Raw genomic sequence first — 26,212 nt, forward strand, 5'->3', positions numbered from 1 at the left:
TGCCTGAAAGACTGGGCGGACTCCCATAGTGACCGTGTGCACCGCGAACCCTGTGGGAGCTGGCTTGCCAGCGATGAGGCCAGTGGTTTCACCCCAGATTCAACAGCGTGACGTCAGGCGTCTCCAGGTGTCCATAGGCCGGACGGCAGCGCAACTCGACCCTCATGCCGCCTGCTCCTTGCCCTTCCCCGCACGAATATCGAACGCTCCACCGGTAAAGGCGCCATCCACGGTGACCTTGCCCTTGCCCGGCAGCAGCGGGAAGACCAGTTCGGCGAAGCGGTAGGCTTCTTCCAGATGCGGATAGCCGGACAGCACGAAGCTGTCGACACCCAGTTCGGCGTACTCCAGCAGGCGCGCGGCGACAGTCTCGGCATCACCCACCAACGCAGTGCCGGCACCGCCACGCACCAGGCCAACCCCGGCCCAGAGGTTCGGCGCCACTTCCAGCTTGTTGCGGTCACCGCCATGCAGCGCGGCCATGCGTCGCTGGCCCTCGGAGTCCATCTTCGCGTAGTTGGCCTGGGCGGCAGCGATGGTGGCGTCGTCGAGGTGGCTGATCAGTTCGTCGGCCGCGGCCCAGGCGGCCTCGTTGGTTTCACGGACGATCACGTGCAGGCGCACGCCGAAACGTACGCTCCGGCCATGCTTCGCGGCACGGGCTCGCACATCGGCGATCTTTTCGGCCACGGCGGCAGGCGGCTCGCCCCAGGTCAGGTAGGCATCCACATGCTTGGCCGCCAGTTCATGCGCAGCTGGCGAGGAACCACCGAAGTACAGCGGCGGGTAGGGCTGCTGCACCGCCGGGAAGAAGTTCTGCGCGCCTTCGACCTTGAGGTGCTTGCCCTCGAAGTCGACGTTCTCGCCCTGCAGCAGGCGGCGCCAGATGGTGAGGAACTCGTCCGAGGCTTCGTAGCGCTCGTCATGCTTGAGGAACACGCCGTCGGCCGCCAGTTCGGTGGCATCGCCACCGGGCACCACGTTGAGCAGCAGGCGGCCGTTGCTGGCCTGGTCCAGGGTGGCGGCCTGGCGCGCCGAAGCCGTGGGGTTGCCGAGGGACGTACGCAGCGCCACCAGCAGCTTGATGCGTTGGGTCACTGGCACCAGGCTGGCGGCGGTGACCCAGGGGTCCAGGCAACTGGCACCGGTGGGAATCAGCAGGCCGTCGTAGCCAAGCTGGTCGGCGGCCACGGCGATCTGGCGCATATAGGCGTTGGTTGCCGGCCGGCCGCTGGCGGAGGGACCGAGGTAGCGGGTGTCGCCGGAAGTCGGCAGGAACCAGAAAATATCGAGACTCATTGCAGTGTCCTTGTTGCCATCGTTGAGTGGTAGGCACGCGTAGCAGGTTCTGTTTCTAGGAATTCAGATCGACAGGTTGATCACCCGGCCATCGAAGCCACCGGGGGCGGGACGGCGCTTGTTGACCACCAGTTCGCCGATGCGGATCAGGTGGGTGCGGGTGATGTTGCGCGACAGCCCGAGCAACTGCGCGGTATGCACCTGGTTGTAATGGCAGAAGTGGTAGGCGGCACGCAGCAGGGCGTCCTCGACCTTTTCATGCAGGCCTTCGCCTTGCTCCTCGAACAGTTGCAGCAGGGCGCGCTGGAGCAGTTCGTCGGCGCTTTCCTGGCGCGGCCGGCTGTCGTTCTCGCGCTCGATGCGCAGGTTCGACAGGTGCAGGTCCTCGGCGCGGATCACCTGGTCGCGGCACAGCAGCAGGGTGTGGTGGATGACGTTTTCCAGCTCGCGGATATTCCCCGGCCAGTCGTAGCTGGCCAGGCGCTGGCGGGCTTCGTCGCTGAGGCTGACCTCGGCGTAACCCAGGCGCCGGCTGTATTCGGCGATGAAGTGCCGGGCCAGCGGCAGGATGTCGCCCGGCCGCTCGCGCAGCGGGTGCAGTTGCAGGCTGACCACGTTCAGGCGGTAGTACAGGTCCTCGCGGAAATGCCCGGCATTGATGGCTTTCTCCAGCTGCACGTTGGTCGCCGCCAGCACCCGCACATTGATCGGGATGCTCTTGCGCGAGCCCAGGCGCACCACCTCGCGCTCCTGCAGCACCCGCAACAGCTTGACCTGGATCGGCATCGGCAGGTCGCCGATCTCGTCGAGGAACAGGGTGCCGCCGTCGGCCTCCTCGAACCAGCCGACCTTGGCCGCGAGGGCGCCGGTGAAGGCGCCTTTTTCGTGGCCGAACAGCTCGGCCTCCACCAGCGACTCGGAAAACGCCCCGCAGTTGACCGCCACGAACGGCCCGTTGCGCCGCCCGCTGAGGTTATGGACATGCCGTGCCACCAGCTCCTTGCCGGTCCCGGTGGCGCCGATGATCAGCACGCTCGCCTCGCTGGGCGCGACCTGTTGCAGATGGGCCAGCAGCGCCTGCGAGCGCGGGTCTTCGAAGACCTGCGCGGTGGCGCGGATCGAGGTGGCCAGGGTCGGGGACGGGGGCAGGGTGAGCAGTTGCATGGGCGGGCCTTATGAGTAGAAGGTCGGGGTCGGGCGCGTACCGTTGAGCGCCCATTCGCCGAGCTCGTGGACGCGGTAATCCACCGGGTCGTGCAGGGTCTGGGTGCGCAGGTTGCGCCAGTGCCGGTCGAAGCGCAGCGAAGCATGGGTGGCGCGGGCGCCGGTGACTTCGAACAGGCGGTTGCAGATGTCCAGGCCGTGGCGGGTCGCGGCGACCTTGGCGGTGCCGATGGCCAGGGCCAGTTGCCCGCGTTCCTCGGCACCCAGGCCGGTGCCCTTGGCCCAGGCCTTGTCGAGCAGTTCGGCGGCGCGCTCGATCAGCAGGCGCACGCTTTCCAGGCCGACCCAGAACTCGCCGTAGTGGCGCAGCACGTGGGGGTCTTCGCCACTGTGACGGGCGCTGGAGCGGAACCACGGGCGGCTTTCGTTGAGGGTGTACTGGCGCGCTTCGGCGAAGGCGCCTTCGGTGATACCGAGGAACAGGTTGGCGAAGTGCAGCTGGGCGATCAGCGGGCGCAGGCAGGCGAACGGCGTGCTCAGCGGGCCCGGATCGAGCAGCAGTTCACCCTGCTCGATGCGCACCCGCTCGAAGGTGGCGCTGCCGCTGTCGGTCTGGCGTTGGCCGATATTGTCCCAGTCGCCGTGCAGGGTGATGCCGCTGCGGGCGCTGGGTACGGCGGCGATCAGCAGCTTGCCGCCCGCGCTTTCGTCCACCGCCGAGGCGATGAGCATTTCCGAGTCGCTGGCGCCGGAGCAGAAGCTCTTCTTGCCGGAAAACTCGACCCAGCCATCGAAGCGCTTGACCACGGTGCGGGTGTCCAGCGGGTTGAGGGCATTGCCCCAGAACCAGTGCTTGCGCGCGGTCTGTTCGAACCACGGCTCCCATTGCTCGGGGCGCGAGAACAGGCGCACGGTGGCCAGCATCAGGTGCTGGAAGCCGAACACATGGGCAATGGAACTGTCGACCCGGGCGAACTCGCGGGTCACTTCCAGGGTTTCGCTCCAGCTGGCGCCGAGGCCGCCGTACTGGCTCGGGATCACCAGGCCGAGCAGGCCGCTGGCGCGCAGGGCATCGCGCTCGGCTTTCGGCGTGCCGCCGCGGGCATCGCGTTCGACGGCGGTGGCGGCGAAGCGGGTCGCCAGTTCGCGGGCGATTTGCAGTGGGGTTTGCAGGGCGTGTGAAGGCAAGGTCATGGTCCGTGTCCTGCCTCAGGCGATCTTGCGCAGGGCGCTATCGGCCACGCCGCCCAGCACTGCGGCGGCCCGTTCGGCAGCCAGGGCGATACGCGCCTGGAGGGCCGGGCTGGTGATCTGGTAATCGCTGAAATCGGCCTGGGAGGCATAGACGCCGATGGGCAGGGTCAGGGCCTGGAAGAAGCTGAACAGCGGGCGCAGCTGGTGATCGATGACCAGCGCATGGCGCTCGCTGCCGCCGGTGGCGGCGAGCAGTACCGGGGTATCGATCAGCGCGTCCTGGCCGATCAGGTCGAACAGGTGCTTGAACTGGCCCGGGTAGGAACCGCGGTAGACCGGGGCGGCGACGATCAGCAGGTCGGTCTGTTCGATGGCGACCAGTTGCGCCTCGACATCGGCGGGCAGTTCGCTGCGCGACAGGGCACCACCGACCGGGCGGGCAATATCGCCCAGCTCGATGACCTGGACGTTGAAGTCCAGGTGCTGGCCGAGGGCGCTGATCAGGGCTTCGGTCAGGACCAGGGTGCGCGAAGGGCGCCAGGCCCCACCGGAAACGGCGACGATGTTGAATGCGGTGCTCATGATTCGGATTCCTTGGCGGAGTGGGTTGCCTGGACAAGAGCAAGAGCCGTTCCAGTTTTCAAAAGCCTTTTGAATCAATGGGTTGTGATGGGTTTGTGAGGAGCCAGGGTGTTGCCCAGAGCGGCAACTGTTGCTGGGGTGTTGGTGGGTGAACAGTTGCCTGGCGAACAGTGGCTGGGTGAGGGGATTGTTGGAGGGGAGGGGTTATTCAGTCCAATTATTAATAAAGATAAATTAATAACTTTATTGAATATATGTCCGGGTGGCTTGATGAAGTTGAGGGAAATTTCCTACGGATAGGCTAGAGTCGAGCCCTTCGACTTCCCCCCGGATGGAGCCACGCAATGTCCTGCCCCCAGGTCTGTACCGGTGCCTTGCTGCAATGCAGCTTCGGCGCCGCGCCATGCGCGCTGAATGTCCTGCCGGTCAACCGGGTCATGGTGGGGGGCGTGCCGGCGGCGAACATCATGGACCATATCCCGCTGGTGAATATTCCCACCTTCGGCATGTGCATGAGCATGGCCAACCCCATGGTCGCCGCGGCCACTGCCGCCGCGCTCGGGGTGCTGACGCCGATGCCGTGCATCCCGGCGACGTCTGCGCCCTGGATGCCGGGCGCGCCCACGGTGCTGCTGGGCAACATGCCGGCGCTGGATGCCAACAGCATGCTGATGTGCAACTGGGCGGGGGTGATCAAGATCAATTTTGCGGGGCAGGTGCAGACCTTGATTCCTTGAGTTGTCTTGAGGGCCTCATCGCTGGCAAGCCAGCTCCCACAGGTCTAGCGGTGCACGCGATCCCTGTGGGAGCTGGCTTGCCAGCGATGAGGCCCTCAAGGTCAAAACAGATCCCGGGCCTCACTCCGCCCCATTGCTCCACCACCACTTCAACCGCGAAACCGGCTTCCCCGCCGCATTCAGCGGCCGCCCGTCCTCGGCATACTTCTGCCCTGGATCCAGCGCCTGGCCATTGAGGTATTGCGCCCTCATTGCCAGCTTGCCATTGGGGTGATAACGCTGCTGCAAGCCCTCGCGCACGCCATGGTTGTACTGTTCGCGCTCGGCCACCGTCCCATCCGGGAAGTAGCTGACCGCCTCGCCATGCAACACGCCCCGGCGGTAGCCGGCCGAGCGCAGCAACTGGCCGTCCTCGCCATAGAACTGCGCCACCCCCTCCAGCTTGTCATTGCTGAAAGGCAGTTGCGCCGAGACCCGGCCATTGGCGTGGAAGGTCTGGCTGACCCCGTGCAACACCCCGCCGGCATAGTTGAGGTGGGCCTGGGACCGGGCGTTTTCCTCGATGCGCAGCGGGCCGTTGAGGTCGCCCTCCAGCAGCCGCCCGGTCAGGCGCGAGTCGCCGCGTTCAAGCTGGAAGGCGTCACCCCTGGCGGTATTCTTCAATTGATCTTCACCAGGCCGCCCTTGATGGTCAGCATGCCGCCGCCATCCACCGTCTGTTCGGCACCGCCCTTGTTGGTCAGGCTGACCCCGGCATCGTTGGTCAGGGTGGTGCCGGCCTTGTTCTCCAGCGAGGTGCCGGCCTGGTTGGCGAAGGAAGTCCCGGCCTTCTGCGCGATGGACGTGCTGGCCTGCACCGCCAGGTCGGCACCGCTCTTGATGCTGAAGCTGGCACCGCTTTGCAGGGTAATGGCGCCAGTGACCTTGATGCTCAGGTCGCCATCGATGGTCAGGCTGTAGTTGCCGCTGACCTTGTCGGTGTAGTTGCCGCCGGTCTTGTGGGTCTGGTCGCCACCCACGGTGACGGTGCGGCTGTCCTTGACGTCGAGGCTGTCGCTGCCGGTCTGGATCGCCACCGTGCGCTTGCCCTTTTCCAGGGTGATGGTTTCGTCGCCTTCCTTGACCGTGCGGGTGCGGGCGTTCTTAACGGTCTGGGTCTCGTCATGGCCGATATCCACGGTCACGTCGTTGAGTACGTTGGTCTTGAAGTCCTTCTGCGCCTGCAGGAACACTTCCTCGGCGTCCTTCTTGTCCTCGAAGCGCAGGGCGTTGAAGCCGCCGCCGCCCTTCGACGAGTTGGTCATGATCCCGGACTGGGTCTGGTTGTCCGGCAGGGTCCAGGGCGGGGTGTTGTCGCCGTTGTACACGCAGCCGCTGACCAGCGGGCGATCCGGGTCGCCGTCAATGAAGGTGACGATCACTTCCTGGCCGACCCTGGGCACGAACTGCATGCCGAAGGCCTTGCCGGTCCAGGGCAGGACCACCCGGACCCAGCACGAGCTGGTTTCGTCGTTCTTGCCGTCGCGGTCCCAGGGGAACTGGATCTTGATCCGGCCGTGTTCGTCGGTCCAGATTTCCTCCCCGGACTTGCCCACCACCTTGGCCGTCTGGGTGTGCATGCGCGGTTTCGGCGTGACCCGTGGCGGGCGGTAGGCGGTGGCCTTGGGGATCGCCTCGAAACGGTTGCGGTAGTGCTGGTGGTCGACGTCGTGGGTCACCGAGGTCACCACCCAGTCGATGTTCAGGCTGGCGTCGTCGTGGTTGCCGAGGGTGAAGTAGTGGCCGGGCACCAGCCAGCGGCAGTCGCTCTCGCCGATAAAGCGCTGCTCCTGGCTGCGCAGGCCGTCGACCCGTTGCTTGGTCAGGGCATCGCCGCGGGCCTTTTCGATATAGCCGCCGGGGTGCTCGTAGAGGTTCAGCGGCCCGGACTTGGCCTCGGCCTGGCTGTACAGCTCGGTGGTGGGGGTGGCGAAGGTGTAGTCGCTGGCCGAATAGACCCCGGCCACCGCCTGCATCACCAATTGCCCGGAGCGGATTCCGTGCAGCTCGCGCACCCCCATCTCCTGGCCGATGTACTTGATCGCCGCGCCGTTGGGCAAGGCCGGGAAGGCGTCGTTGTTGTCCGCCAGGACCAGGGTATGCACGCCATCTTCGTGGGTGAAGAACCAGAAGATGCCGTCTTCCTCCAGCAGCCGCGAGACGAAGGCGAAGTCGCTTTCGCCGTACTGCACGCAGTATTCCCGGGCGGTGTAGCTGCCGGTCAGGGACAGCTTGTAGTCGCTGAAACCGTGGGCATCGAAGATCTTGCTGGCAATGTCCGAGGTGGTCAGGTTCTGGAACACCCGGTTGTTGCTGGCCAGGTTCAGCCACCACAGCCAGGGGCGCAACAGCAACTGGTAGCGGTCGGCGCTGGCGTCGGCGGGCATCTGGCGGATTTCCGCGACCAGGCCATCCAGCGGGCGCTGCTTGTCGTCGTTGTGCAGCACGGCGGTGACATGGCTGGCCACCGCATCGGTCAGGGTCAACGCCGTATCCGAGTGCCCGCGCAACATCTGCATGCCCAGCCCGTTGAGCAGCTCGGTGCCACTCAGCGCCTCGGGGTAGAGGTCGCCGAGGGCACTGGCGCTAAGGGAGAGGCTGGTGGTGCTGTCGGTGGCGCGGGGCATCGAGGGCTCTCGGACAATCTGGCGGAAGCTGGGACTTTACACGGTCATGGCAGTTTCACTGCGCTTTTACTCAAGTGCACACTTACTCAAGGGCCCACTCCGCCAGCTTCCCGGTAACCTGCTTCATCAGCACATTCTCGATATCCCGCGCCCCCGCGCCGCTGCATTTGGCGAGCACCGCCTTGACGATCCCGCGGTCGAAATCGAACTGCTTGCCGGTGGCGGTCTTGTAGCGGTCACGGAGTTTTTCCAGTTTGTGCAGGACAATGCCTTCCAGCGTGGCCTCGTCCAGCGGGTGATAGGGCACCACGGTCATCCGCGCCAGGAACGCCGGGCGGAAGGCCTGCAGCAGCACTTTGTGCAGGCGTTCGTTGAACACTTCGCCCTCCAGGTCGGCCTTGGCCGTGTCGAGGATCAGTTCGGCACCGACGTTGCTGGTGGCCAGCATCACGGTGTTCTTGAAGTCGACGATCAGGCCGCTGCCGTCCTCCATCACGCCCTTGTCGAAGACGTTGTAGAAGGCTTCCAGTACATCCGGGTGGGCCTTTTCGATCTCGTCCAGCAGCACCACCGAATAAGGCTTGCGGCGCACCGCTTCGGTGAGCACGCCACCGCTGCCGTAGCCGACATAGCCGGGCGGGGCGCCCTTGAGCTGGCTGACGGTGTGGGCCTCCTGGTACTCCGAGAGGTTGATGCTGATCAGGTTGCGCTCGCCGCCATACAGGGCATCGGCCAGGGCGTAGGCGGTTTCGGTCTTGCCGACCCCGGTGGGCCCGGACAGAAGGAACACGCCCACCGGTTTCTGCGGGTCGGTGAGGCCGGCGCGGTAGGCCTGCAGGCGCTGGGCGATGGTGTCGAGGGCGACCTGCTGGCCCATGACCCGCTGCCCCATGCGCTGGCCGAGGGTACGCACGGCATGGGCTTCGTCGGCGAGCATCTTGCCCACCGGGATACCGGTCCAGCCGGCGATCACCGCGGCAACGATCTTCGAGTCGACCTGTTCGGGCACCAGCGGATCGTCCTGGCGGATGGCATCGAGGCCCGCCTCCAGGCGCAGCAGCTCGGCGGCCAGGTAATCGATGCGGCTGTCGGTGTCCGGGTCGCGCTTGTCGCCGTCGGCATCGGCTTTTTCGCTGAGGGCCAGCAGCTCCTGGCGGGCGTCGAGCAGTTCGCGCACCGCTTCACGCTCCTCGCTCCAGCGGCTTTCCAGCTCGCGCATGGCGTCCTGGTTGACCAGCGATTCGCCTTCCAGGGTGGTGATGCGTTCACGGTGGTCCTGGCCGGTGGCCTGCTCGCGGCGCAGGCGTTCCAGTTCTTCGGTGAGGCTGTGCTGGCGATGGCGCAGGTGTTCCAGGGGCGGCGGTACGTCGTGCTGGCCGAGGGCGACCCGGGCGCAGGCGGTATCGAGGATGCTGATGGCCTTGTCCGGCAACTGGCGCCCGGAGATGTAGCGGTGCGACAGCTTCACGGCATCCTGGATCGCGCTGTCCAGCACCAGCACGCCATGGTGCTGCTCCAGCTTGGCGGCGATGCCCCGCAGCATCTGTACGCAGGTGGCTTCGCTCGGCTCTTCCACCTGGACCAGTTGGAAGCGCCGGGCCAGGGCCGGGTCTTTTTCGAAGTACTTTTTGTATTCCTGCCAGGTGGTGGCGGCCAGGGTCCGCAGCTCGCCGCGGGCCAGGGCCGGCTTGAGCAGGTTGGCCGCGTCGCTGCCGCCTTCGGCGCCGCCGGCACCGATCAGGGTGTGGGCTTCGTCGATGAACATGATGGTCGGCTGGGGTGCGCTGCGCACCGCGTCGATCACCCCCTTGAGGCGCTGTTCGAACTCGCCCTTGACCCCGGCGCCGGCTTGCAGCAAACCGAGGTCGAGGACCCGCAGGCAGACGTCCTGCAAGGCCGGCGGTACGTCGCCGGCGGCGATGCGCAAGGCCAGGCCTTCGACCAGCGCGGTCTTGCCCACCCCCGGTGCGCCGACCAGGATCGGGTTGTTCTGGCGGCGGCGCAGGAGAATGTCGATGCATTGGCGGATCTCGCCTTCGCGACCGATGATCGGGTCGATGCGTCCGGCCCGGGCGTCGGCGGTGAGGTCCTGGGTGTATTGCTCCAGCAGCGGGTCTTCGGCGCCTTTCGCCGTGCCCTTGCCGCGCTTGACCGGGGCACTCTCGGCCGGTTGCTCGCGGGAACCACGGGTCAGCTCCTGGAACTGGCTGCGCAGGCTGTCGAGGGGGATCGCCAGCAGCGCGGCGGCGCTGTTGAGCAACTGGCTGCGCAGCTCTTCGCGTTCCAGCAGGGTCAGCAGCAACTGCCCGGAGCGGATGTGCTGCTGGCCGCCGCCGATGCTGGCCTGGAGCACGGTTTCCTTGAGCAGGTTGATGGTCTGCGCCGACAGCGACGGGGTCCGGGTATTGCCGCCCTTGAACAGTTCCAGGGCGCGGTTGATCTGTTCGGCCAGGGTGTCGCGCTCGACCTTGAAAAGCGGCAGCAGCAAGGCCAGGTCACCGCCCTGGATTTCCAGCAGTTCGAGGAGGAAGTGTTCGATCTCGACGAAGTGGTGCCCGCGTTGCAGGCAGCGCTGCGCGGCCCGTTCCAGGGCGTCGCGGGTATCGGTGTTCAAGCATGCGATAAGGCTGCCGAGTTCCATGTTCAGTCCCTGGTCGGTGGGCGCAATCGGGTTTCGATGCGCTGGAGGTGATCCGCGTCGCCGTGGCGGCGCACGCCGTTGTTCCAGTTCAGGCGGGTGTTGTGCTGGCGGCCCAGGTGCAATACCGGCGCGCCCTTGATTTCCAGGACCAGGGTGCAATCCAGGTCGGGGCCGAAGTACAGCGCGGCGAGGTCGGCCAACTGCTTGTGTACCTCGCTGTCGGGCAGCAGCGATTCGGCTTGCGCCGGCGTCAGTGGGCTGAAGGTCAGGGTGATGCCGGCATGTTCGTCCCAGATGTATCTGCCGGCAATCGCGCTGCGCCCGAGCGCCAGGTTGCGCCGTCCACGCCCGAGTACGCTGCGGCTGCCCGTCGGGATTTCGCACCACGCGCCGGTGTAGGGGGCGATGCTCAGGGGCAAGCCGAAGTGATGGCGGACGATGGAGGTAAAGCCGGCCAGCGAGCGGCGGCCACCGGCGAGCAGGGCCGTGCGCGCCAGCACGGCGGCATCCGGCAGTTCCTGGCGGTCGCGCAGGCCCTGGGGCAGCAGGCCGCTGAGGGCGCGCAACTGCTGGTGGACCGGGCTGGCCTCGGGCCGGGCGAAGCCGAAGGCGATACGGTGCTTGCGCAGGGCCCGGTAGAGCAGGCTGAGCAGGCGGTGCTGGAACAGGTCGAGGAATTCCGCCGGGGCATGGTCGCGGGCCACGGCGCGTTGTTGCAGCCATTCCTGGAAGGCATAGGGCAATGGGCCGTCGGGGCCACCGAGGCCAAAGACCGGCGTACTCAGGATCGGCCGCGGGTCGTCGGGATCGTGGCTGATCTTCTCCACTTGGGCCACGGGGAATACCGGTGTCAGCGGGCCACGCAGGCGCACCGCCTCGTTGTGCGGGACGCTGCCACAGCCGAGGGAGGTGGCCTTGCGGTTCTCGTGTTCGAGGATCAGCAAGGCCTGAAGCAGCTCGAAGCCCTCGGGGCGCCCGCGCAGCGTCTCGCTCAGAGGCTCAGGGGCATGCCGGCTTGCGGGCTCCATGTCTTGATCTCCTTGGTGGCGTCGTCAGCGTCGACCAGTACCGTACTGATATAGCGGTTGGCGGTGGCATAGAGCGAGAAAAATTGCGCCAGCACGGCGGAAAACAGCACGGGGCTGTGCCCGGCGAAGTGCGTCGGGTCGAGCTGGATGCGCACTTCCAGGCCCTTGCGCCAGCCACGCCAGGCATCCTCGCCGACATGGGCGACACGACGTTCGCTGCCCAGGCTTTTCAGGCCGTCGATCTGCCGGCTGGCGCTGGCTTCGTTGCGCAGGTTGTGCAGGGTCAGCATCTCGCGCAGGGCATCGAGGGCCTGCGGGCCTTCCACCAGCGACAGGTGATTGAGGGTCAGTTGCGACACCAGGCGCCAGCGCGACTGGCCGTCGAGGCTGGGTTCGCCCTGGCTGCTGGGCGGATTGACCAGGCGTGCGCTGGCCGGTGCGCCGGGGCGTTCGAAGGACAGTTGGGTGCCGGCTGCCAGGCTTTGCGCCAGATGGCGGTTGGTGCACAGCAGGTCGGCACTGAGGGTGAAGTTCCAGGCCTGGGTCAGTGGATCGAAACCGGGGTCCACCAGGCTGATCATCATGTCCGTACCGATGCGATTCGCCGTCAAGCCACGGACCCGCCGGGCATGCCAGTACAGCTTCGCGTCGCTGCCATGCTGGCTGCCGTAGTACGGCGCCAGCGGGCGCACCACGCCGTCGGCGGACAGGCTGCGCAGGCTGCGGATGCTGTGGATTTCCACGCTGTTTTCGCGATGGCTGTCGGCGACCAGGCGGTATTCGCTGCTGCGGCCGTCCGGGCGCAGGGGCTCGGAGGTGCGGCGGAACAGGTTGATCGCCGGGGCGCAGCCGAGGGCGAAATCGCTGGCCTGGAGGAACAAATGTGGCGGAATCGGCCGGTCGAAGACCAGGTACAGGTCGAGGCTGTTGCCCTCGATGTGCCGTGGGTCCAGGGGCACATCGAAAAAGTGGAATTTCTCCGGGAAGGCGAAGTATTCGGCCAGCAGGCGCAGGCCGGGGTGCACGCCATCTTCCTCGGGCAGCAGCGCCTCGTCGCCGGCGAAGCCGACCACTTGCGGCAGGCCGTCCAGGCGTTGCAGGCGCTCGCGGCCGTTGCCGTTGCAGACCGCGAGGGTGTGGGCGCCGAGCAGGTCGTAGAGGGTTGCATTGACCATGGGTGAGGCATCCAGATGCAGGCGCAGGCGCCGCAGCTCCAGGGCGCTCCACGGCGCCTTGCCCAGGCAGTCGATGCGCAGGCGCAAGGCCGAGGCGGCGTTGCGCAGGCCGGTTACCTCACGAGCCTCGTCGCCGCCGAGCAACACCGCCTCGCTGATCTGCAGCGGCCACAGGGTGACCTCGGCGCCGGTGCGGAAATGCAGGCTGTCGCCGCGGGTCGTGGTGACGAACAGCGGCGTGTCGCGTGGCAGGGTGTAGCCGCTGTCGAGCACGCCCTTGGTCAGGTCCGGCTCGAAGCGCACGATGGCGCAGGAGGGCAGGGGCCGCAGGGCCAGCGGATAAAGCTGTTCCAGCAGGGCGTCGCTGAATTCCGCGTAGTCGTCGTCGAGACGCCGTTGCAGACGCGCCGAGAGCAGCGAGAAGCCTTCCAGCAGACGCTCGATATGCGGGTCCTGGCTTTCTCCCGGGGACAGTTCCAGGCGCCGTGCCACCTTGGGGTAGCGGTTGGCGAAGGCGCTGCCGGCATTGCGCAGCCAGGTCAGTTCGCGTTGGTAATAGTTGAGCAGCAGCGGGTCAATCGAGTCGCTCATGGCTGACCTCCACCGCCGAATCGCCCTTGTCCAGGACAAAGGCCACCGGCCATTGCTGGCCAGCCTGGCGCAGCAGGCCGCTGACCAGGATATTCAGGCGCCGTGGCTGTCCGAGCACCTGGCGCACCTCGACCTCGCCCAGTTTCAGGCGCGGTTCGAAGTGACTGATAGCGGCGCGGACCTCCCTGGCGATACGTCGGCGATCGTCGCTGTTGCTGGCCTGCAGGCCGCTCCAGTCGCCGATGCCGTAGTCCAGCACGGTGGGCGGCGTACTCAATGCCGGTCCCGCGCGGCGGCTGTTGAGCAGCCGCGTCAGTTCCTCGCGCACCGAGTCGGCCAGGGCCTGGCGGTCGAGCAGCGGCGCCTCGCCCGGGCTGTCGGCCAGACGTTCGAACAACAGGGGGCGCGAGGCGCTGGACATCTATCGTGAACCTCAGGCGCCGGCCTTGTTGAGGGTCATGTCCCAGCTGGTGCCCGCCACGCCTTCCTTGGTGCCGTCGTCCTTCTGGGTGGTCAGTTCCCACTTGATCTTGGTGAAGTTCAGGGAAATGGTTTCCACCGGCTTGCCACCGCTGCCGCCGCTAACGCTGACGTTGGAGAGGACCACGTTGTCCAGGGTGTAGACGATGAAGGGCATGATCTGCCCGCTGCTCTCGGCGGCGTTGCGGCCGATGGTGATCTTGGCCTGGGTGATCGGCTTGCCCGAGACGCAGTACAGGTTGAGGTTGGGGGTCGAGGTGTCGATGAACTTGGTCAGGGTGAATTCGCCGACGAAGGGCTTGCCCGAGGTCCGCTCGGTGTTGCTGACGTCGTTGGTCACCTGCATGGCGACGTTATGGCTGTAGGACATGATCTCGATCTTGTCCTTGTAGCCCTCGATCAGCGAGTCACCTTTGATGTCGTCGCCCAGGTCCAGAATGATCGCATCCATCGCATGAAGCTCCTGCAGTCAGAAAATTCGAATGAAAAGAAGGGGAACACCCCCGCGGGCGTACCCGCGGGAGCCGGGGTCAGGCAGCGACCGGTGGTGGCAGGGTAGCGACCAGGCGGATCGAGGCGGTCAGCTCTTCCAGCTGGAAGTGCGGCCGCAGGAACACCGTGGCCCGGTAGGCACCCGGCTTGCCGGCCACCTCGGTGACGTCGATGCGCGCTTCGCGCAGCGGGTACTGGGCCTTGATGTCCTGGGGCGCGTTGTCGTTGACCAGCACGTAGTCGGCGATCCAGTTGTTCAGGTAGGTCTGCACGTTGTCGCGGGTCATGAAGCTGCCCACCTTGTCGCGCATGATCACCTTCAGGTAGTGAGCGAAGCGTGACGACGCCAGCACGTACGGCAGCATTGAGGAGATGCGCGCGTTGGCGTTGGCCTCGTTGGTGTTGTAGGCGCGTGGCTTGTTGGTGGTCTGGCCGCCGAAGAACACCGCGGTGCCGGTGTTTTTCTTGTGGCACAGGGCGATGAAGCCGAGGTCGTTCAGCTCTTTCTCGCGGCGGTCGGTGATCGCTACTTCGGTCGGGCACTTCAGGGTCAGGTCGCCGGAGGCGGTCTTGAAGGTGTGCTGTGGCAGGTTGGTCAGCGCACCGCCACTTTCGGCGCCACGGATCGCCGCGCCCCAGCCGAACTTGGCATAGGCGTCGGTCAGGCGGCGGGCCAGGGCCCAGGCGGCATTGCCCCAGAGGTAGTGGCTGCCGTCGGCCTTGCTGACGTTCTCGCTGAAGTTCATGCCTTCCACCGGCAGGGTGTCCGGGCCGTAGGGCAGGCGCAGGAGGAAGCGCGGCAGGACCAGGGACACGTAGCGCGAGTCCTCGGTGTTGCGGAAATCACGCCATGGGCCCAGTTCCAGGCTTTCGAAGACCTTGGCCAGGTCCTTCGGTACGCCGAGGTCGTTGAACTGCTTCATGTCGAACAGCAGCGGGCTGGCCGCAGAAATGAACGGCGCATGGGCGGCTGCGGCGACTTCCGAGAGCTTGCCCAGCAGGGCAATATCCTGCGGGTGGCGACCGAAGTAGTAGTCACCCACCAGCACGCTGAACGGATGCCCGCCGAAGGTACCGTATTCGTCCTCGTAGATCTTCTTGAACAGGACGGTCTGGTCGAAATCGATGGCGCGGGTCAGGTCTTTCGTCAGGTCATCCTGGGAGACGTTGAGCAGGCGCAGTTTCAGGCGGGTACTGGTCTCGGTGTTGCTGACCAGCATATGCAGGCCGCGCCAGGAGGATTCGAGCTTCTGGAAGGCCTCGTCGTGGAGGATTTCGTTGAGCTGGTCGCCGATCAAGCGGTCGATCTGCTCGATGCGGTTGTTGATCAGGGCGCGGGTGTCAGGGTCCTGGCCCTGGTTGACGGCGAGGGCCTTGTCGAGGACCTGGCTGGCGAACTCGGCGATCATGTTCTGGGCGTAGGTCTTCTGACTTTCGTCATGAACGATCTGGCCTTCCTTGATGATCTTTTCCAGCAGGGTCAGGGTCTGGGTGCTGCCTTCGCTTTGGTTCTCGGTGCTGGACGCGGGCATGGTGAAGTCTCCGGGTGCAAAGGGAATGATCGGGCGTGCGAATCAGGCGTCGGACCGGTTACTCGGTCTTCGGCTCGGGGCTGTCGCCGGAATCCGCTGCGTCTTTCTGCTCATCCGGGGTTGCGTCGGTCTTGCCGGTGCTGGCGCCGGAGCCGGCGGCCTTGATCTCTTCGAGGTCCTTCTGGGTGCCAGCCAGGACTTCCTTGAGCAACTCGTCCAGGCGGTCGTTGCCGTCGAGCTTGGTCAGCAGATCGCGCAGGCGCTCGCGGGCTTCGAACAGCACCTTGAGGGCCTCGACCTTTTTCACCACGTTGACCGGGTCGAAGTCTTCGATAGATTCGAATTGCAGCTTGGCGCTGAGAGGGGAGTTGCCACCGCTGAGGGTGTTCTTGACGTTGACGGTGACGCTGGGCTTGATCGAACTCAGGACCTGGTTGAAGTTGTCGCTGTCGATCTCGACGAAACGACGCTCGTTCAGCTTGTCCGGGTTGGGGGTGGCGCCGGAAAGGTCGGCGAGGATGCCCATGACCAGCGGCAGTTCCTTTTTCTCGATGGCGTTACCGGTTTCTACGTCATAAGTGATCTGCACGCGAGGCGGGCGGACCCGGTCCAGCTTGTGCTGAATACTCTCTTCCATAGTGGCTGACTCCGATGCAGAAGGCGGGCGCAATGCAACGGTTTCCCACTGATCGCATTCCCTTGCTTAGACCGCGGGCCGGACACACTCGCGTTGGAGGATCCTGTTTTCCGCAATCACCTCAATTCGTCATGGTGGCGAATTGGCATGGATGCTATAACAGGCATCCGGAAATGCAAATAAAACTTTTCTTGGATCATTATGCGTCTTAAAAAGTTCATGTTTTTCAAGATTATGCTGGTACTTTTGGGCCTCGCCGGGATTGGCGGATGCGCATATTTTGGATCCAAGGTTAGTGTCGACGGAGTTACCCTCGATGTTGCTTTGCGTGCAAATGATGACTCGCCGATTGCGGTCGACTTTATTGCGGTCAACGATAATGATTTGCTGACAAAGTTGTCAGGACTGACAGCAAAACAATGGTTTGCAAGTCGCGATCAATATCAACGGGATTTTCGTCAATCTCTTTATGTCTGGGGCCTGGAACTGGTACCGGGTCAGTTGATTGAGTCGTCAACTTTCCCGCTTGATGGAAAACCTTCGGTGGGACTTCTGGCCTTTGCCAATTACCAGAGTGCGGGCGCCCATCGCCTGCGCCTGGAAGACCAGCGCAGCATTCGCTTGAAATTCGATGCGCGCGAGATGACCCTGCTCGACCAGAACCTGCGCTAAGCACCCCGGGTGCGGCCAGATGCCAAATACAGGATGTCAAGGGAACCTATGAGCGTGCGACCTGATGTGGTTTGCTGGTACGAAGGCATGCAACTGCTGCCCCAGCATTTTCAGTTGCAAGGGATGCGGGCCGAAGCCATCGCCGCGCACCTGGCCCGGGCCGCCAATCCCTGGTTCTGGGGGGTGACGCAACTGTCCTGGGAGTTGCCTGCGCTGGTCGCCGGCAAGCTGCGCATCCTCAGCCTGGAAGCCACGTTGCCCGATGGCATGCCGATCAGCCTCGAGGCCGGTGAGGGCGGCCTGCCCGAGTTCGATCTGGCCGAGGTGGTCGCGGCTGCGCCGGATGCCGCCGTTACCTTGTACCTGGCGGTCAGTCCACTGTGGCAAGGCCAGCGCCTGCGTGCCCTGGACGGCCGCTGGCGCTCGGAACTCAGCGAGCCGGTGCCGAACCTCGACAACAACCTCGATGACGAGCGCATCACGGTGTGGAAACCCCATCCGCGGCTGGTCACCGATGCCAACAAGGCCGACACCGTGTGCCTGCCGCTGCTGCGCATCAGCAAGGCCGATGGTGGTTACCAGGTGATGAATGACTTCATTGCGCCGACGCCGCGCATCCTCCCCGAGTCGCCCCTGGGCCAGCGCGTCTTCCAGCTCTGCGCGATGATCCGCGAGAAATGCGTGTTCCTCGGCAAGCGCCTGCAGGCCGTGCAACTGGAGGGCGATGCCGGCAGCGCCGACGACCTGCGCCGGCAATCGGCCGCGCTGTGGGCGCGCCTGCCGGAAATCGAGGGCGCCCTGAACAGCCGCATCGCCACGCCTCAGGGGCTGCATGGGCTGTTGCTGGGCATGGCCGGCAGCTGGTCGGTACTGGATCCGGCCAAGGGCGTGCCGGCCTTTGCGCCGCTGGATTTTCTCGATCTGTACCGCGGCTACAACGAAGTGCTGCGCTGGATGGAGCAGGTGCTGGGCAAGCTGCGCCTGGGCTATCGCAGCGTGCCGTTCGAGCAGAAAGGCAATGTCTACGAGGTGCAGTTGCCCTCGACCGAAGCCAGCCAGACCCTGGTCATTGGCCTGCGCATGCCGGCCGGTTCGCCGGAGGAAGATGCCCGCCTGTGGCTGGGCCGCACCATCATCGCCACCGCCGCCCAGGTTGCCGAACTGGCGCGCCAGCGCCGTCCGGGCCTGGCGCAGAACCCCATGAGCCGCAAGGAGCAGGTGGCCTACGGGGTCGGCGACGATACCCGCCTGTTCGTGATCGAGGCCGAGGGTCCGGGCTTCGACCCGCAACTGCCGTTGCAGATCGTTTCCACCGGCTCGGGGGAGACCTTCCGGCCCTGGCAGATCGTTCTGCTGATCGACGACCACCACGAAGAACAAGACGCCTGACACGGTAGGGAAGCCTATGCCAGAAGGGATTGCCGTTTCGCGTTATCGCGGCGTGCAGGATGCGCCCCTGACCAGTGCCTTTCGCCAGGCCTGGCAGGAGTGGGCGCAGGCCTGGGACGAGCTGGACAAGCGCGGCCAGGACCACGACGCCCTGATCGACCAGGTGGTCGAGCTGTCGACTGCTGCTACCCGGCGCCTGTGGCGCACGGCCTTTGCCAGCGTCGGTGACTCGGCGCCGCTACAGATCAAGTCGATGGTCTATGCCTTCGTCGCCCTGGTCGACGAGACCCTGCTGTTCGCCGACTGGCCCGGCCAGCCGGCCTGGCAGGAGCGTCCGCTGGAACTGCGCCTGTACAGCAGCCGCCAGGCCGGCGACCGCCTGCCGGTGGAGATCAAGCGCCTGCTCGACGAGCAGGCGCCCACCAGCCAGGACCTGGGCAATGTCTACCTGCTGTGCATGATCCTCGGCTTCCACGGTCGCCTGCGTGGTCCCGCAGGTGAGGCGCTGCACGCCAAATGGCGGCATGCGCTGTTCAGCTTCACCCGCCAGCGCGACCCGGACTATGCCAATGTCAGCGCGCTGCTGGCCGAGCCGGCCAGTGTCCGTCCGCAGCAGTTGCCGCCTCGCGAATCCATGGGCGACGGCCTGCGCCTGGGGCTGCTGATCCTTGGCGTGAGCCTGCTACTGATCGCGGCCGGGCATCTGTTCTGGCGTGATATCGGCCAGGAACTGGCGCCGGTGCTGCACCTGGCCACCCCGCATCAGGTCCAGGAGCCGATTTCATGAGTCTGTCCGTCGTGGCCTGGGTGGTCGGCATCCTTATTGTCCTGCTGCTGGTCGTGCTGCTGGCGCTGTGGCTGCGCAACCGCAATGGCGCGATGGTGCGCAGCTTCTACCTGGCGGTGCGCCAGATGGAACACGAGCAGGGCGTCAGCGATCGTTACCAGGCGCCGTGGCTGTTGATGCTCGGTGACGAGGTCGAGGGCAAGCGCCTGTGCGCCGACTGGAACCTCAATCCGGTGGACAAGCCGGCCTGGTTCGGCCGCTGGTGGGCGGACCCGAGCGGCGCGGTGCTGGTGGTACCGCAGGCGCTGTTCATGCCCGGTGAAGGGATGAAGCAGGCCAGTGGCTGGTGGAACCTGATCGGCCTGCTCCTGCGCCTGCGTTCACGGCGCCCGCTGGACGGGGTGATCTGGACCATCGCCGCCGCCGACCTGCTCGATGCCGACCGCGCCGCGACCCTGGGTCTCGACGCGCGCCGGCGCTTTATCGATCTGCTGCAACGCCTGGGCTGCAGCCTGCCGGTGTATGTGCTGGTCACCGGCATGGACGAAGTGCCGGGCTTCCAGGAACTGGCCCGGGCCTTGCCGGACACGGCGCGCAAACAGGCGCTGGGCTGGTCGTCACCGCATCCGGCGGATGCCGCCTGGCAGTCGCAGTGGACCGACGACGCGGTGGATGGCATCAGCCATGCGCTGTCCGAAGCGATCGTGCAGATGGGCACCCTGTCGGGGCAACTGAGCAACGACCTCGATACCCTGCCGCAGCGGTTCGAAGGCATGCGGCGCAACCTGCAGATGCTCCTGTGGCCGGTGTTCCAGGGCAACACCCATGGCGAGGCGCCGGCCCTGCGCGGCCTGTACTTCACCGGCGCCCAGGCTTTGCCGGACGAGGCCGGGGCCTTGAGCGCGCTGGACCAGCCGCTGGTGCAGAACGTCTTCAGCCACGGCCTGTGGCAGCAGCGCATCAATGCCGAGCGCGGCCTGGCCCGGCCGATCCCGCGCCTGTTGCAACTGCGCCAGCGCTGGCAGCGGGTGGCGGCGGTGAGCGCGGCGCTGGTCGGGGTGGTCTGGGCCATTGCCATGGTCTGGGTCTGGCGCGATTCCCTGCGCGATGCCGGCGAGCTGTCGCGGCTGCTGCAGAACGCGCAGAACGATTACATCGCCATCCCCGACGACAGTCACCGCCAGGAACTGACCCGGCACAACGTGCAGAGCTTCTGGAACGTGCTGGAGCGCGCACCGCGCTGGCACTTCACCTCGCTGGCCTATCCGACCTCGTGGTTCTCGTCGCTGGACGATGACATGGACCGGGTCCTGCAGCACACCGCCATGAGCCATATGCAGCAGCCGATCCACGACCTGCTGCAGGCCGAGCTGCGCGATGTCCTGGCCATTGCCGAGGTCACCCGCCGCGCCGGCGCGCCCCAGGGCGGTGATCCGGCGCAATGGCCGAGTTACCTCAAGGCCCGCGAGCTGGTGCACAAGGTGCTGCGCCTGGAGCAGGCCGCCAGCCTCTACGGCCAGGCCCAGGCCAACCAGAAAACCCCGCTGGACCAGTTGATCCCGCTGAGCAACCAGGCCCTGGACATGAACCTGAATGTCGGGACCCTGCCCAACGAGCGCTACTACAACCGCCTGCTGGTCAACCAGGGCATCAGCCCGCTCAAGCCGCTGGACCTGGCGTTGTATCGCAGCACTATCCAGGGCAATTTCAACCAGTTGATGGAAAACTGGCTGGGGCATTACTTCCGCACCGACGGCTATGTGGTCTCGGCCGGTTACCTCAAGCTCTATCTCGACCGCCTGGAGAACGGCGCCGGGCAGACCCTGCGCGAGCTGGAGCATATGGATGCGCTGATCGAAGACCTGCAATCGGCCATCGACCTGACCAACTCCACCTGGAGCCGCGGCAAGGGCCAGGACCTGGTTGCCGGCTACGGCGACCTGCTGGAGAAGATCCGCCAGAGCAAGCTGCTTGGCCCGGCGATCGCCGACGAGACCGAGCGCCAGGCCGAGCAGATGCAGTACGCGTTCAAGGAGCAATGGATCGCCCAGGGCTCGTCGAGCCGCAACCTGCTGGTGCAGAACGCCGCCGGGCAACTGGCCCTGCAGGAGCGTATCGTCCATCTGCAAAGCGCCATCAACCTGTTGCTCAAGCGTGACTTCGTCGCCCGCGCCCTGCGCGAGGACGCGACGGGCGAGGCGACGCCGCTGAGTCATGTCGACAGCGAGGGCCTGCGCCTGGCCCAGAGCTATGCCGACAGCTACAAGCAGTACTCCCATGAGTCGCTGGCAGGCATTCCGCCGGTCTACCGCAATGCCCTGCTCAAGACGGCCGAAACGGTCGCGGGCGATGCTATGTGGGCCAGCCTCAATCGCCAGGCCGCCGACAGCGAGCTGCTGGGCACATCGACCTTCCAGGTGCGCCCCGACCAGGCCCTGGCGGTGCACCGCGCCTTGATCCAGCTGCAGCGGCCGGACCTGGCCAGCGGCCTGCAAAGCGCCCTCAACCAGAGCGCCCTGGCCGATATTTCCCAGGCGATCGACGCGGTGTTCCAGCAGCCGGTGTTCCGCGACCGTGCCGACATCCAGCAATGGGACGGCAGCAAGGACTTCGGCTTGCGCCTGTTCCGCGCGGTGGACGCACAGGACCTGAAAGGCAGCCTGGACCAGCAGTTCGCCGTGATCACCGCGATCACCGAACAGGCGGCCCCGGCCAAGGACTGGTTGATGACCCAGTTGCCGAGCCTGAACCTGACCGAGTCGGAGCTGGTCAGCCGTTTCAACTCGCTGGGTGAGGAGATGGTCAAGTACAAGGCGCAGAATCCGTCCAGCTCGCCGGCGCTGATCACCCAGTTGATCGTGCGCGACTTCAACGACATGGACCAGGCCAGCTGCCTGAAGATCCTCGGCTCGGCCACCGCCCCCCATGCCAGCGGGCAACTGACCCAGCGCTGGGTCAGCCTGCAGCAGGCTGCCCTGCAGCGTTGCCAGTACCTGCAGCGGCAGAGCGTGGCCAGTGCCTGGAACGAGCTGGCCGGCTACTTCAACCAGTACCTGGCCGGGCGCTTCCCGTTCGCCGTTGACCGTCATGCCCCGGACGCCGATCCGGCGCGGGTCCAGTATTTCCTCACCCTGATCGACAACCGCCTGCCCCAGGCGCGGGATGGCCTTGGCCTGCTGAGCGTGCGCGAGCGTGCCGCGGCCGCTGAATTCCTCGACCGCATCGCCCTGGCGCGGCCGTGGCTGGGGGCGATGCTGGTGCGCGACAAGGCCGGGTTGTCCGGGATCGATATGGAAGTCACCTGGCGTACCGACCGTGACAGCGAGCGCGGAGCCGACCAGGTCATCGCCTGGAGCCTGGAAGCCGGCAATCGCCAGATCGTCTGGCCGGGGGATGACCAGGTCCTGCACTGGAGCCTGGGCCAGACCCTCAACCTGCGCCTGCGCTGGGCCCGTGACGGTACCCAGCGGCCGGTCAACGACCCGGTGCAGCAGCAACTGCATGTCAGTGGCCTGGAAGCCGAATGGCAATACCAGGGGCCGTGGGCGCTGTTGCGCATGATGGCGGCGCACAGCTCGCTGCTGCGCCAGCCGAACGTCGACTACACCGAATTCCCGCTGAGCCTGGAAGTGCCCGTGCACGCCCAGCCCGAAGAGGAAAACCAGACCCAGATGTTCCTGCGCCTGTCGCTGATGAGCCAGGGGGGCAAGGCCCCGCTGTCGATTCATCCGCTGCCGGTTCAGGCACCGCTGTCCCCCCTAGGCTACGCACCGCGTGGCGTGGCGATTTCAGGAGATTACCCATGACCATTCCCGGCTTTTCCAAGCGGGTCAGCGAACTGCTCGAGCCCATTTCCGCCAATGCGCCCTGTGGCGTCGATGTGACTTACGACGGGGCGTACGACCGGATCAAGGAGCTGCGCCGCGAAGATGACACCAGCCTGCCCACGGGCGTCTGGTCGACCAGCGAGGTCAAGCGCGCCGAGTGGGAGAAGGTCCAGCTGATTGCCAGCGAGGTCATCAAGACCCGCAGCAAGCACCTGATGATTGCCGCCTGGCTCGGTGAGGCCTGGTTGCACCGTGAAGGCCTGAAGAGTGTGGCGGATGCCCTGGCGCTGATCGGCGGCTTGTGCGAACGCTACCCCGACGATCTCTACCCGCTACTGGAGGATGACTATGGCCACCGCTCCGCCCCCTTGATGTGGATGGCGCGGCGTTACGACGAAGTCCTGTATACGCGGATGCACCTGTTCCCCGAGGTCGTGCCGGATATCGGCAACTTCAACCTGTACACCTGGCAGCAGATGAAACAGCGCCAGGTGCAGATCAACGACAGCAAGCCGGCCAAGGTCGCTGCCGAAGCGGCCCAGGCGTTGCAGAAAAAGGTCAACGAAGAGGTGCGACGCACACCGGTCACCTGGTGGCTGGAGGGCGTGAAGGCGCTGGAAACCGCCAAGGCGCAACTGCTGCTGCTCGATGGCTGGTGCGACCGCAACCTGGGCGGCGAAGGGCCTTCGTTTACCAAGCTGCGCAAGCAGCTGGAGAACCTGGAAGCCCTGCTGCGCGAGTTCGTCGCGATGCACCCGCCGCAACTGTTGCCGCCCGAGCCTGAGCCCGAGCCTAAGCCGGAAGTGGAGAGACCCCGTGCCGACCTGGCGGCTGTCATCGAGCCGCGGGTTCCCTTCGCCGAGCCGCGCACCCGTGATGAAGCCTACCGGCAGTTGCTGGTGATTGCCGACTACCTGGCGCGCACCGAACCCCACAGCCCGGTGCCGTACCTGATCAGGCGCGGGGTGGAGTGGGGCAACAAGCCGCTGCGCGAGCTGCTGTCGGAGTTGATCAACTCGGACGCCGAGGCGCGGCGCTTGTGGACGTTGCTGGGGGTTCTCTAATACAGCGACGATGCGGTCCCTGGCTGGAATGTGGACCCTGTGGGAGCTGGCTTGCCAGCGATTGCTGCAGTGAATTCACCATTGCAATCGCTGGCAAGCCAGCTCCCACAGGGGTGATATGCTGCGTCCTTTTCCAGCCAGGACCTCTCATGAGCGCCACCACCCCCGACGGCCTGCCGGTCTACCGCCTGATCACCGGCAAGGACGATTCTGCCTTCTGCAAACGCATCTCCGAACTGCTTGCCCAGGGCTACCAACTGCATGGCTCACCCACCCTGACCTACGACCCGCAGCAGCAAAGCGTGATCGCCGGCCAGGCGGTGATCTGGGCCGGCAGCAAGGTCAGCGACTGAAGATCCGCTGCACGCCCAACAGCACCAGCGCGCCACCGGCCACGCCGTTGATCCAGCGCTCGATCCGCAGGTACAGCCCGCGCAACCGCGAAGTACCGAAGACCATCCCCAGCCCCACATGCCAGGCGAACGACAGCACGCCGATCAGCACCACGGTCACCGCGTAGAACCACAGCGGCGGATGGGCCGGGAAGATCGCGGCGAAGGCGCTGGTCCAGAACGCCGCGCCCTTGGGGTTGGTCACGCAGGTCAGCAGGCCGGTGCGAAAGGCCGCCAGGCGCGAGCCGTCGAGCTGCGGCTGGTCGATGGCGGCGCTGCGTGGCGCCGGATGGAAGGCCGACCAGAGCAGGCGGGCGCCATACCAGACCAGGTAGCTGGCGCCGAGCAGACGCACCGCCGAGGACAGCCAGGGATGCTGCGAGAGCAGAGTCGCCAGCCCGGCGATCGAGACGATGACCCAGAACACCGAGCCGGTGCCGATGCCGAAGGCCACATAGCGGGCATCGCGACGGCGCTGACTCAGGGCCATCTGGCTGAGGATGAAGAAGTTCGGCCCGGGGCTGGCGAGGACCGCCAGGTAGATGCCGGTGATCAGCAGCAGGGAATAGAGGTAGGTCATGGTCGCGGCCGGGCAGGAGGAGTGACCTCGATGGTGCACCAACTCCCCTTGCCAGTTCCAGCCTCATCACCGGGAACGCCACGGACCCTGTGGGAGCTGCGGTTCGGCGCCCCGACTTGCCAGCGATGAGGCCGGTAGCGACAACTCAGTCCTTGCTGCCCAGCATGTACTGCTCGAAATGCTTGATGTGATCGTCGAGGTTGTCCTCGAGCATCATCCGGTACTGCTCGCTGAAGTACTTCACCAGCTCTTCCCGCGCCGCCGCCATCTCGGCCCCGGACTTGAAGCTGCGGGCGCTCATCCAGGCGTTGAAGCGGGACGCGCCGAAGGTCATCGAGGCACTGACCTTGCCCAGGTCCTGGAGGCTGTCGATCTGCTGGTTGGCCAGGTCGATATGGGCGTCGGCACGGTCGTAGAAGGCTTGGTCGGTAGCTTGGGGCATGGCAGGGCCTGAGGGGCTGGAAATCGGACCGGCGATTGGAGCACGTTTGCCGGCCGGATGCTATGCGTCGGGAAACGCGTAGTCCGCCGGTTCGAAGCGTGCACTGCAGTCCATGCGCACATTGCGTATCGCCGCCGTCTGCTGATAGCTGTCGTGCAACGGCTCGGCGCAGTAGGTGATCAGCAGTGAGCGCCGCCGTGCGCCGGACGGGTTGAGGCTGGCGGCATGCACCAGGTCGGCGTCGAACACCAGGAGGTCGCCGGCCTTGCCGGACATCTGCACGCTGCGGCTTTCATCGTCGGGATCGAAAGGCGCTTCGTCCGTCTCATAGCGATGGGTGCCCGGCACCAGGCGCGTTGCTCCGTTGTGCGGGCCGTAGTCATCGAACCAGGCCATGACGATCACCGTGTCGCCCGGACGCTGGCCCCACATGTCCCGGTGCAGGCGCTGATGGCCACCCCCGGCGAGGGGCTCGCGACCCTCGACCTGGGCGAGGAAGAAGCGTTCGTCGATCATCGCCCCGACTGCCGCCAGCAGCGCCGGTAACCGGCACAGGGCCTGGATCCGCGGGTGCTCGTCGAGCGATGAATGGCGCCAGTCATGGCCGCGGGGCACAGGCCAGGCGTGGGACGCCAGGACACGGTCGTCGAAGACCGTGCGCAACTCTTCCAGCCAGTCGGCAGGGATCGCCTGGGGCAGAAGGAGATAGCCGTCTTGGCGAAGTTGTTCGCGGGCGCTCATGGCGGTTCGGCATTCCTTGTCGGTGTGGCGTGTCGATCAAGCCCGGGGCGGCCCGGCGCACAGCCGGCATCCCGCCCCCCGCGGGCCAGTGGGGGTCAAT

General features: G+C 65.8%; 23 protein-coding genes. 7 read left to right on the forward strand and 16 right to left on the reverse strand.

Annotation, left to right across the window (positions count from 1 at the left end):
• Window positions 1-162: 162 nt before the first annotated feature.
• The 4 genes from ssuD to msuE form a co-directional block, all read right to left on the reverse strand.
• Window positions 163-1,299, reverse strand: coding sequence for an FMNH2-dependent alkanesulfonate monooxygenase (gene ssuD, locus PSEMO_RS21595; RefSeq protein WP_075805008.1), 1,137 nt, complete (start codon window positions 1,297-1,299; stop codon window positions 163-165).
• A 63-nt stretch (window positions 1,300-1,362) separates the two neighbouring features.
• A complete protein-coding gene (locus PSEMO_RS21600) occupies window positions 1,363-2,463 on the reverse strand; it encodes a sigma-54 interaction domain-containing protein (protein ID WP_075805009.1) in 1,101 nt (366 codons plus the stop codon).
• A 9-nt stretch (window positions 2,464-2,472) separates the two neighbouring features.
• Window positions 2,473-3,657 carry an acyl-CoA dehydrogenase family protein gene (locus PSEMO_RS21605; protein WP_075805010.1) on the reverse strand — a complete coding sequence of 395 codons (1,185 nt, stop codon included), beginning with the start codon at window positions 3,655-3,657 and terminating at the stop codon, window positions 2,473-2,475.
• 15 nt (window positions 3,658-3,672) lie between these two features.
• A complete protein-coding gene (gene msuE, locus PSEMO_RS21610; protein WP_075805011.1) occupies window positions 3,673-4,239 on the reverse strand; it encodes an FMN reductase in 567 nt (188 codons plus the stop codon).
• 344 nt (window positions 4,240-4,583) lie between these two features.
• On the opposite strand from msuE, the gene PSEMO_RS21615 reads away from it, so the two are divergent.
• On the forward strand, window positions 4,584-4,976 hold the full coding sequence (locus tag PSEMO_RS21615) for a DUF4280 domain-containing protein (RefSeq protein ID WP_075805012.1): 393 nt from the start codon (window positions 4,584-4,586) through the stop codon (window positions 4,974-4,976).
• Between the two features lie 120 nt (window positions 4,977-5,096).
• Here PSEMO_RS21615 and PSEMO_RS21620 read toward each other — a convergent pair whose 3' ends face one another.
• The 9 genes from PSEMO_RS21620 to tssB all read right to left on the reverse strand — a co-directional run bounded on the left by PSEMO_RS21620 (window position 5,097) and on the right by tssB (window position 16,218).
• Window positions 5,097-5,639, reverse strand: a complete 543-nt coding sequence (locus PSEMO_RS21620) for a toxin-antitoxin system YwqK family antitoxin (protein ID WP_075805013.1) — start codon at window positions 5,637-5,639, stop codon at window positions 5,097-5,099.
• Entirely contained in the window at window positions 5,636-7,642 is a 2,007-nt protein-coding gene (gene tssI, locus PSEMO_RS21625) for a type VI secretion system tip protein TssI/VgrG (protein WP_075805014.1), read from the reverse strand. Before tssI ends, PSEMO_RS21620 begins: the two co-directional genes overlap by 4 nt.
• A gap of 82 nt (window positions 7,643-7,724) precedes the next feature.
• Complete coding sequence (gene tssH, locus PSEMO_RS21630; RefSeq protein ID WP_075805015.1) at window positions 7,725-10,283, reverse strand: type VI secretion system ATPase TssH; 2,559 nt, start codon at window positions 10,281-10,283, stop codon at window positions 7,725-7,727.
• A 2-nt stretch (window positions 10,284-10,285) separates the two neighbouring features.
• The gene (gene tssG, locus PSEMO_RS21635; protein WP_075805016.1) at window positions 10,286-11,311 is read right to left on the reverse strand and encodes a type VI secretion system baseplate subunit TssG; all 1,026 of its coding nucleotides are present in this window, start codon (window positions 11,309-11,311) and stop codon (window positions 10,286-10,288) included.
• Window positions 11,275-13,077 (reverse strand): type VI secretion system baseplate subunit TssF, encoded by a 1,803-nt coding sequence (tssF, locus tag PSEMO_RS21640; protein WP_075805017.1) that lies wholly within the window; start codon window positions 13,075-13,077, stop codon window positions 11,275-11,277. The genes tssG and tssF overlap by 37 nt, the downstream gene beginning before the upstream one ends.
• A complete protein-coding gene (gene tssE / locus PSEMO_RS21645) occupies window positions 13,061-13,498 on the reverse strand; it encodes a type VI secretion system baseplate subunit TssE (protein WP_075805018.1) in 438 nt (145 codons plus the stop codon). Before tssE ends, tssF begins: the two co-directional genes overlap by 17 nt.
• 12 nt (window positions 13,499-13,510) lie before the next feature.
• Window positions 13,511-14,008 (reverse strand): Hcp family type VI secretion system effector, encoded by a 498-nt coding sequence (locus PSEMO_RS21650; RefSeq protein WP_075805019.1) that lies wholly within the window; start codon window positions 14,006-14,008, stop codon window positions 13,511-13,513.
• Between the two features lie 79 nt (window positions 14,009-14,087).
• Window positions 14,088-15,581 carry a type VI secretion system contractile sheath large subunit gene (tssC, locus tag PSEMO_RS21655; protein ID WP_075805020.1) on the reverse strand — a complete coding sequence of 498 codons (1,494 nt, stop codon included), beginning with the start codon at window positions 15,579-15,581 and terminating at the stop codon, window positions 14,088-14,090.
• A gap of 58 nt (window positions 15,582-15,639) precedes the next feature.
• Entirely contained in the window at window positions 15,640-16,218 is a 579-nt protein-coding gene (tssB, locus tag PSEMO_RS21660) for a type VI secretion system contractile sheath small subunit (RefSeq protein ID WP_075805021.1), read from the reverse strand.
• A 201-nt stretch (window positions 16,219-16,419) separates the two neighbouring features.
• On the opposite strand from tssB, the gene PSEMO_RS21665 reads away from it, so the two are divergent.
• From PSEMO_RS21665 to PSEMO_RS21690, 6 genes are all read left to right on the forward strand, one after another.
• Window positions 16,420-16,890: a type VI secretion protein gene (locus tag PSEMO_RS21665; protein ID WP_178392034.1), complete on the forward strand. Its 471-nt coding sequence runs from the start codon at window positions 16,420-16,422 to the stop codon at window positions 16,888-16,890.
• A 48-nt stretch (window positions 16,891-16,938) separates the two neighbouring features.
• Window positions 16,939-18,279, forward strand: coding sequence for a type VI secretion system baseplate subunit TssK (gene tssK / locus PSEMO_RS21670; protein WP_075805022.1), 1,341 nt, complete (start codon window positions 16,939-16,941; stop codon window positions 18,277-18,279).
• A gap of 16 nt (window positions 18,280-18,295) precedes the next feature.
• Window positions 18,296-19,066 (forward strand): DotU family type IV/VI secretion system protein, encoded by a 771-nt coding sequence (locus PSEMO_RS21675; RefSeq protein ID WP_075805023.1) that lies wholly within the window; start codon window positions 18,296-18,298, stop codon window positions 19,064-19,066.
• Complete coding sequence (locus PSEMO_RS21680; RefSeq protein WP_075805024.1) at window positions 19,063-22,872, forward strand: type VI secretion protein IcmF/TssM N-terminal domain-containing protein; 3,810 nt, start codon at window positions 19,063-19,065, stop codon at window positions 22,870-22,872. The genes PSEMO_RS21675 and PSEMO_RS21680 overlap by 4 nt, the downstream gene beginning before the upstream one ends.
• Window positions 22,869-23,957 carry a type VI secretion system protein TssA gene (gene tssA, locus PSEMO_RS21685; protein WP_075805025.1) on the forward strand — a complete coding sequence of 363 codons (1,089 nt, stop codon included), beginning with the start codon at window positions 22,869-22,871 and terminating at the stop codon, window positions 23,955-23,957. Before PSEMO_RS21680 ends, tssA begins: the two co-directional genes overlap by 4 nt.
• A gap of 149 nt (window positions 23,958-24,106) precedes the next feature.
• Entirely contained in the window at window positions 24,107-24,310 is a 204-nt protein-coding gene (locus PSEMO_RS21690; RefSeq protein WP_075805026.1) for a DUF1737 domain-containing protein, read from the forward strand.
• On the opposite strand, the gene PSEMO_RS21695 is transcribed toward PSEMO_RS21690, so the two are convergent.
• The 3 genes from PSEMO_RS21695 to PSEMO_RS21705 form a co-directional block, all read right to left on the reverse strand.
• The gene (locus PSEMO_RS21695; protein ID WP_075805027.1) at window positions 24,300-24,929 is read right to left on the reverse strand and encodes a LysE family translocator; all 630 of its coding nucleotides are present in this window, start codon (window positions 24,927-24,929) and stop codon (window positions 24,300-24,302) included. The two genes, PSEMO_RS21690 and PSEMO_RS21695, sit on opposite strands and share 11 nt — an antisense overlap.
• Before the next feature lie 145 nt (window positions 24,930-25,074).
• Complete coding sequence (locus tag PSEMO_RS21700) at window positions 25,075-25,371, reverse strand: DUF3144 domain-containing protein (RefSeq protein WP_075805028.1); 297 nt, start codon at window positions 25,369-25,371, stop codon at window positions 25,075-25,077.
• 60 nt (window positions 25,372-25,431) lie between these two features.
• Entirely contained in the window at window positions 25,432-26,112 is a 681-nt protein-coding gene (locus tag PSEMO_RS21705) for a phytanoyl-CoA dioxygenase family protein (protein WP_075805029.1), read from the reverse strand.
• Window positions 26,113-26,212 lie beyond the last annotated feature (100 nt).

This window comes from Pseudomonas putida (genome assembly GCF_001941965.1).
Lineage (GTDB): Bacteria > Pseudomonadota > Gammaproteobacteria > Pseudomonadales > Pseudomonadaceae > Aquipseudomonas > Aquipseudomonas putida_L.

Coding starts and splice junctions, on each gene's coding strand:
- ssuD (WP_075805008.1), bottom strand. CDS start 1,299: ATGAGTCTCGATATTTTCTGGTTCCTGCCGACTTCCGGCGACACCCGC.
- PSEMO_RS21650 (WP_075805019.1), bottom strand. CDS start 14,008: ATGGATGCGATCATTCTGGACCTGGGCGACGACATCAAAGGTGACTCG.
- PSEMO_RS21600 (WP_075805009.1), bottom strand. CDS start 2,463: ATGCAACTGCTCACCCTGCCCCCGTCCCCGACCCTGGCCACCTCGATC.
- PSEMO_RS21700 (WP_075805028.1), bottom strand. CDS start 25,371: ATGCCCCAAGCTACCGACCAAGCCTTCTACGACCGTGCCGACGCCCAT.
- PSEMO_RS21690 (WP_075805026.1), top strand. CDS start 24,107: ATGAGCGCCACCACCCCCGACGGCCTGCCGGTCTACCGCCTGATCACC.
- tssH (WP_075805015.1), bottom strand. CDS start 10,283: ATGGAACTCGGCAGCCTTATCGCATGCTTGAACACCGATACCCGCGAC.
- PSEMO_RS21680 (WP_075805024.1), top strand. CDS start 19,063: ATGAGTCTGTCCGTCGTGGCCTGGGTGGTCGGCATCCTTATTGTCCTG.
- tssE (WP_075805018.1), bottom strand. CDS start 13,498: ATGTCCAGCGCCTCGCGCCCCCTGTTGTTCGAACGTCTGGCCGACAGC.
- tssB (WP_075805021.1), bottom strand. CDS start 16,218: ATGGAAGAGAGTATTCAGCACAAGCTGGACCGGGTCCGCCCGCCTCGC.
- PSEMO_RS21695 (WP_075805027.1), bottom strand. CDS start 24,929: ATGACCTACCTCTATTCCCTGCTGCTGATCACCGGCATCTACCTGGCG.
- PSEMO_RS21675 (WP_075805023.1), top strand. CDS start 18,296: ATGCCAGAAGGGATTGCCGTTTCGCGTTATCGCGGCGTGCAGGATGCG.
- msuE (WP_075805011.1), bottom strand. CDS start 4,239: ATGAGCACCGCATTCAACATCGTCGCCGTTTCCGGTGGGGCCTGGCGC.
- tssI (WP_075805014.1), bottom strand. CDS start 7,642: ATGCCCCGCGCCACCGACAGCACCACCAGCCTCTCCCTTAGCGCCAGT.
- PSEMO_RS21605 (WP_075805010.1), bottom strand. CDS start 3,657: ATGACCTTGCCTTCACACGCCCTGCAAACCCCACTGCAAATCGCCCGC.
- PSEMO_RS21665 (WP_178392034.1), top strand. CDS start 16,420: ATGCGTCTTAAAAAGTTCATGTTTTTCAAGATTATGCTGGTACTTTTG.
- tssG (WP_075805016.1), bottom strand. CDS start 11,311: ATGGAGCCCGCAAGCCGGCATGCCCCTGAGCCTCTGAGCGAGACGCTG.
- tssK (WP_075805022.1), top strand. CDS start 16,939: ATGAGCGTGCGACCTGATGTGGTTTGCTGGTACGAAGGCATGCAACTG.
- tssF (WP_075805017.1), bottom strand. CDS start 13,077: ATGAGCGACTCGATTGACCCGCTGCTGCTCAACTATTACCAACGCGAA.
- PSEMO_RS21615 (WP_075805012.1), top strand. CDS start 4,584: ATGTCCTGCCCCCAGGTCTGTACCGGTGCCTTGCTGCAATGCAGCTTC.
- tssA (WP_075805025.1), top strand. CDS start 22,869: ATGACCATTCCCGGCTTTTCCAAGCGGGTCAGCGAACTGCTCGAGCCC.
- PSEMO_RS21705 (WP_075805029.1), bottom strand. CDS start 26,112: ATGAGCGCCCGCGAACAACTTCGCCAAGACGGCTATCTCCTTCTGCCC.
- tssC (WP_075805020.1), bottom strand. CDS start 15,581: ATGCCCGCGTCCAGCACCGAGAACCAAAGCGAAGGCAGCACCCAGACC.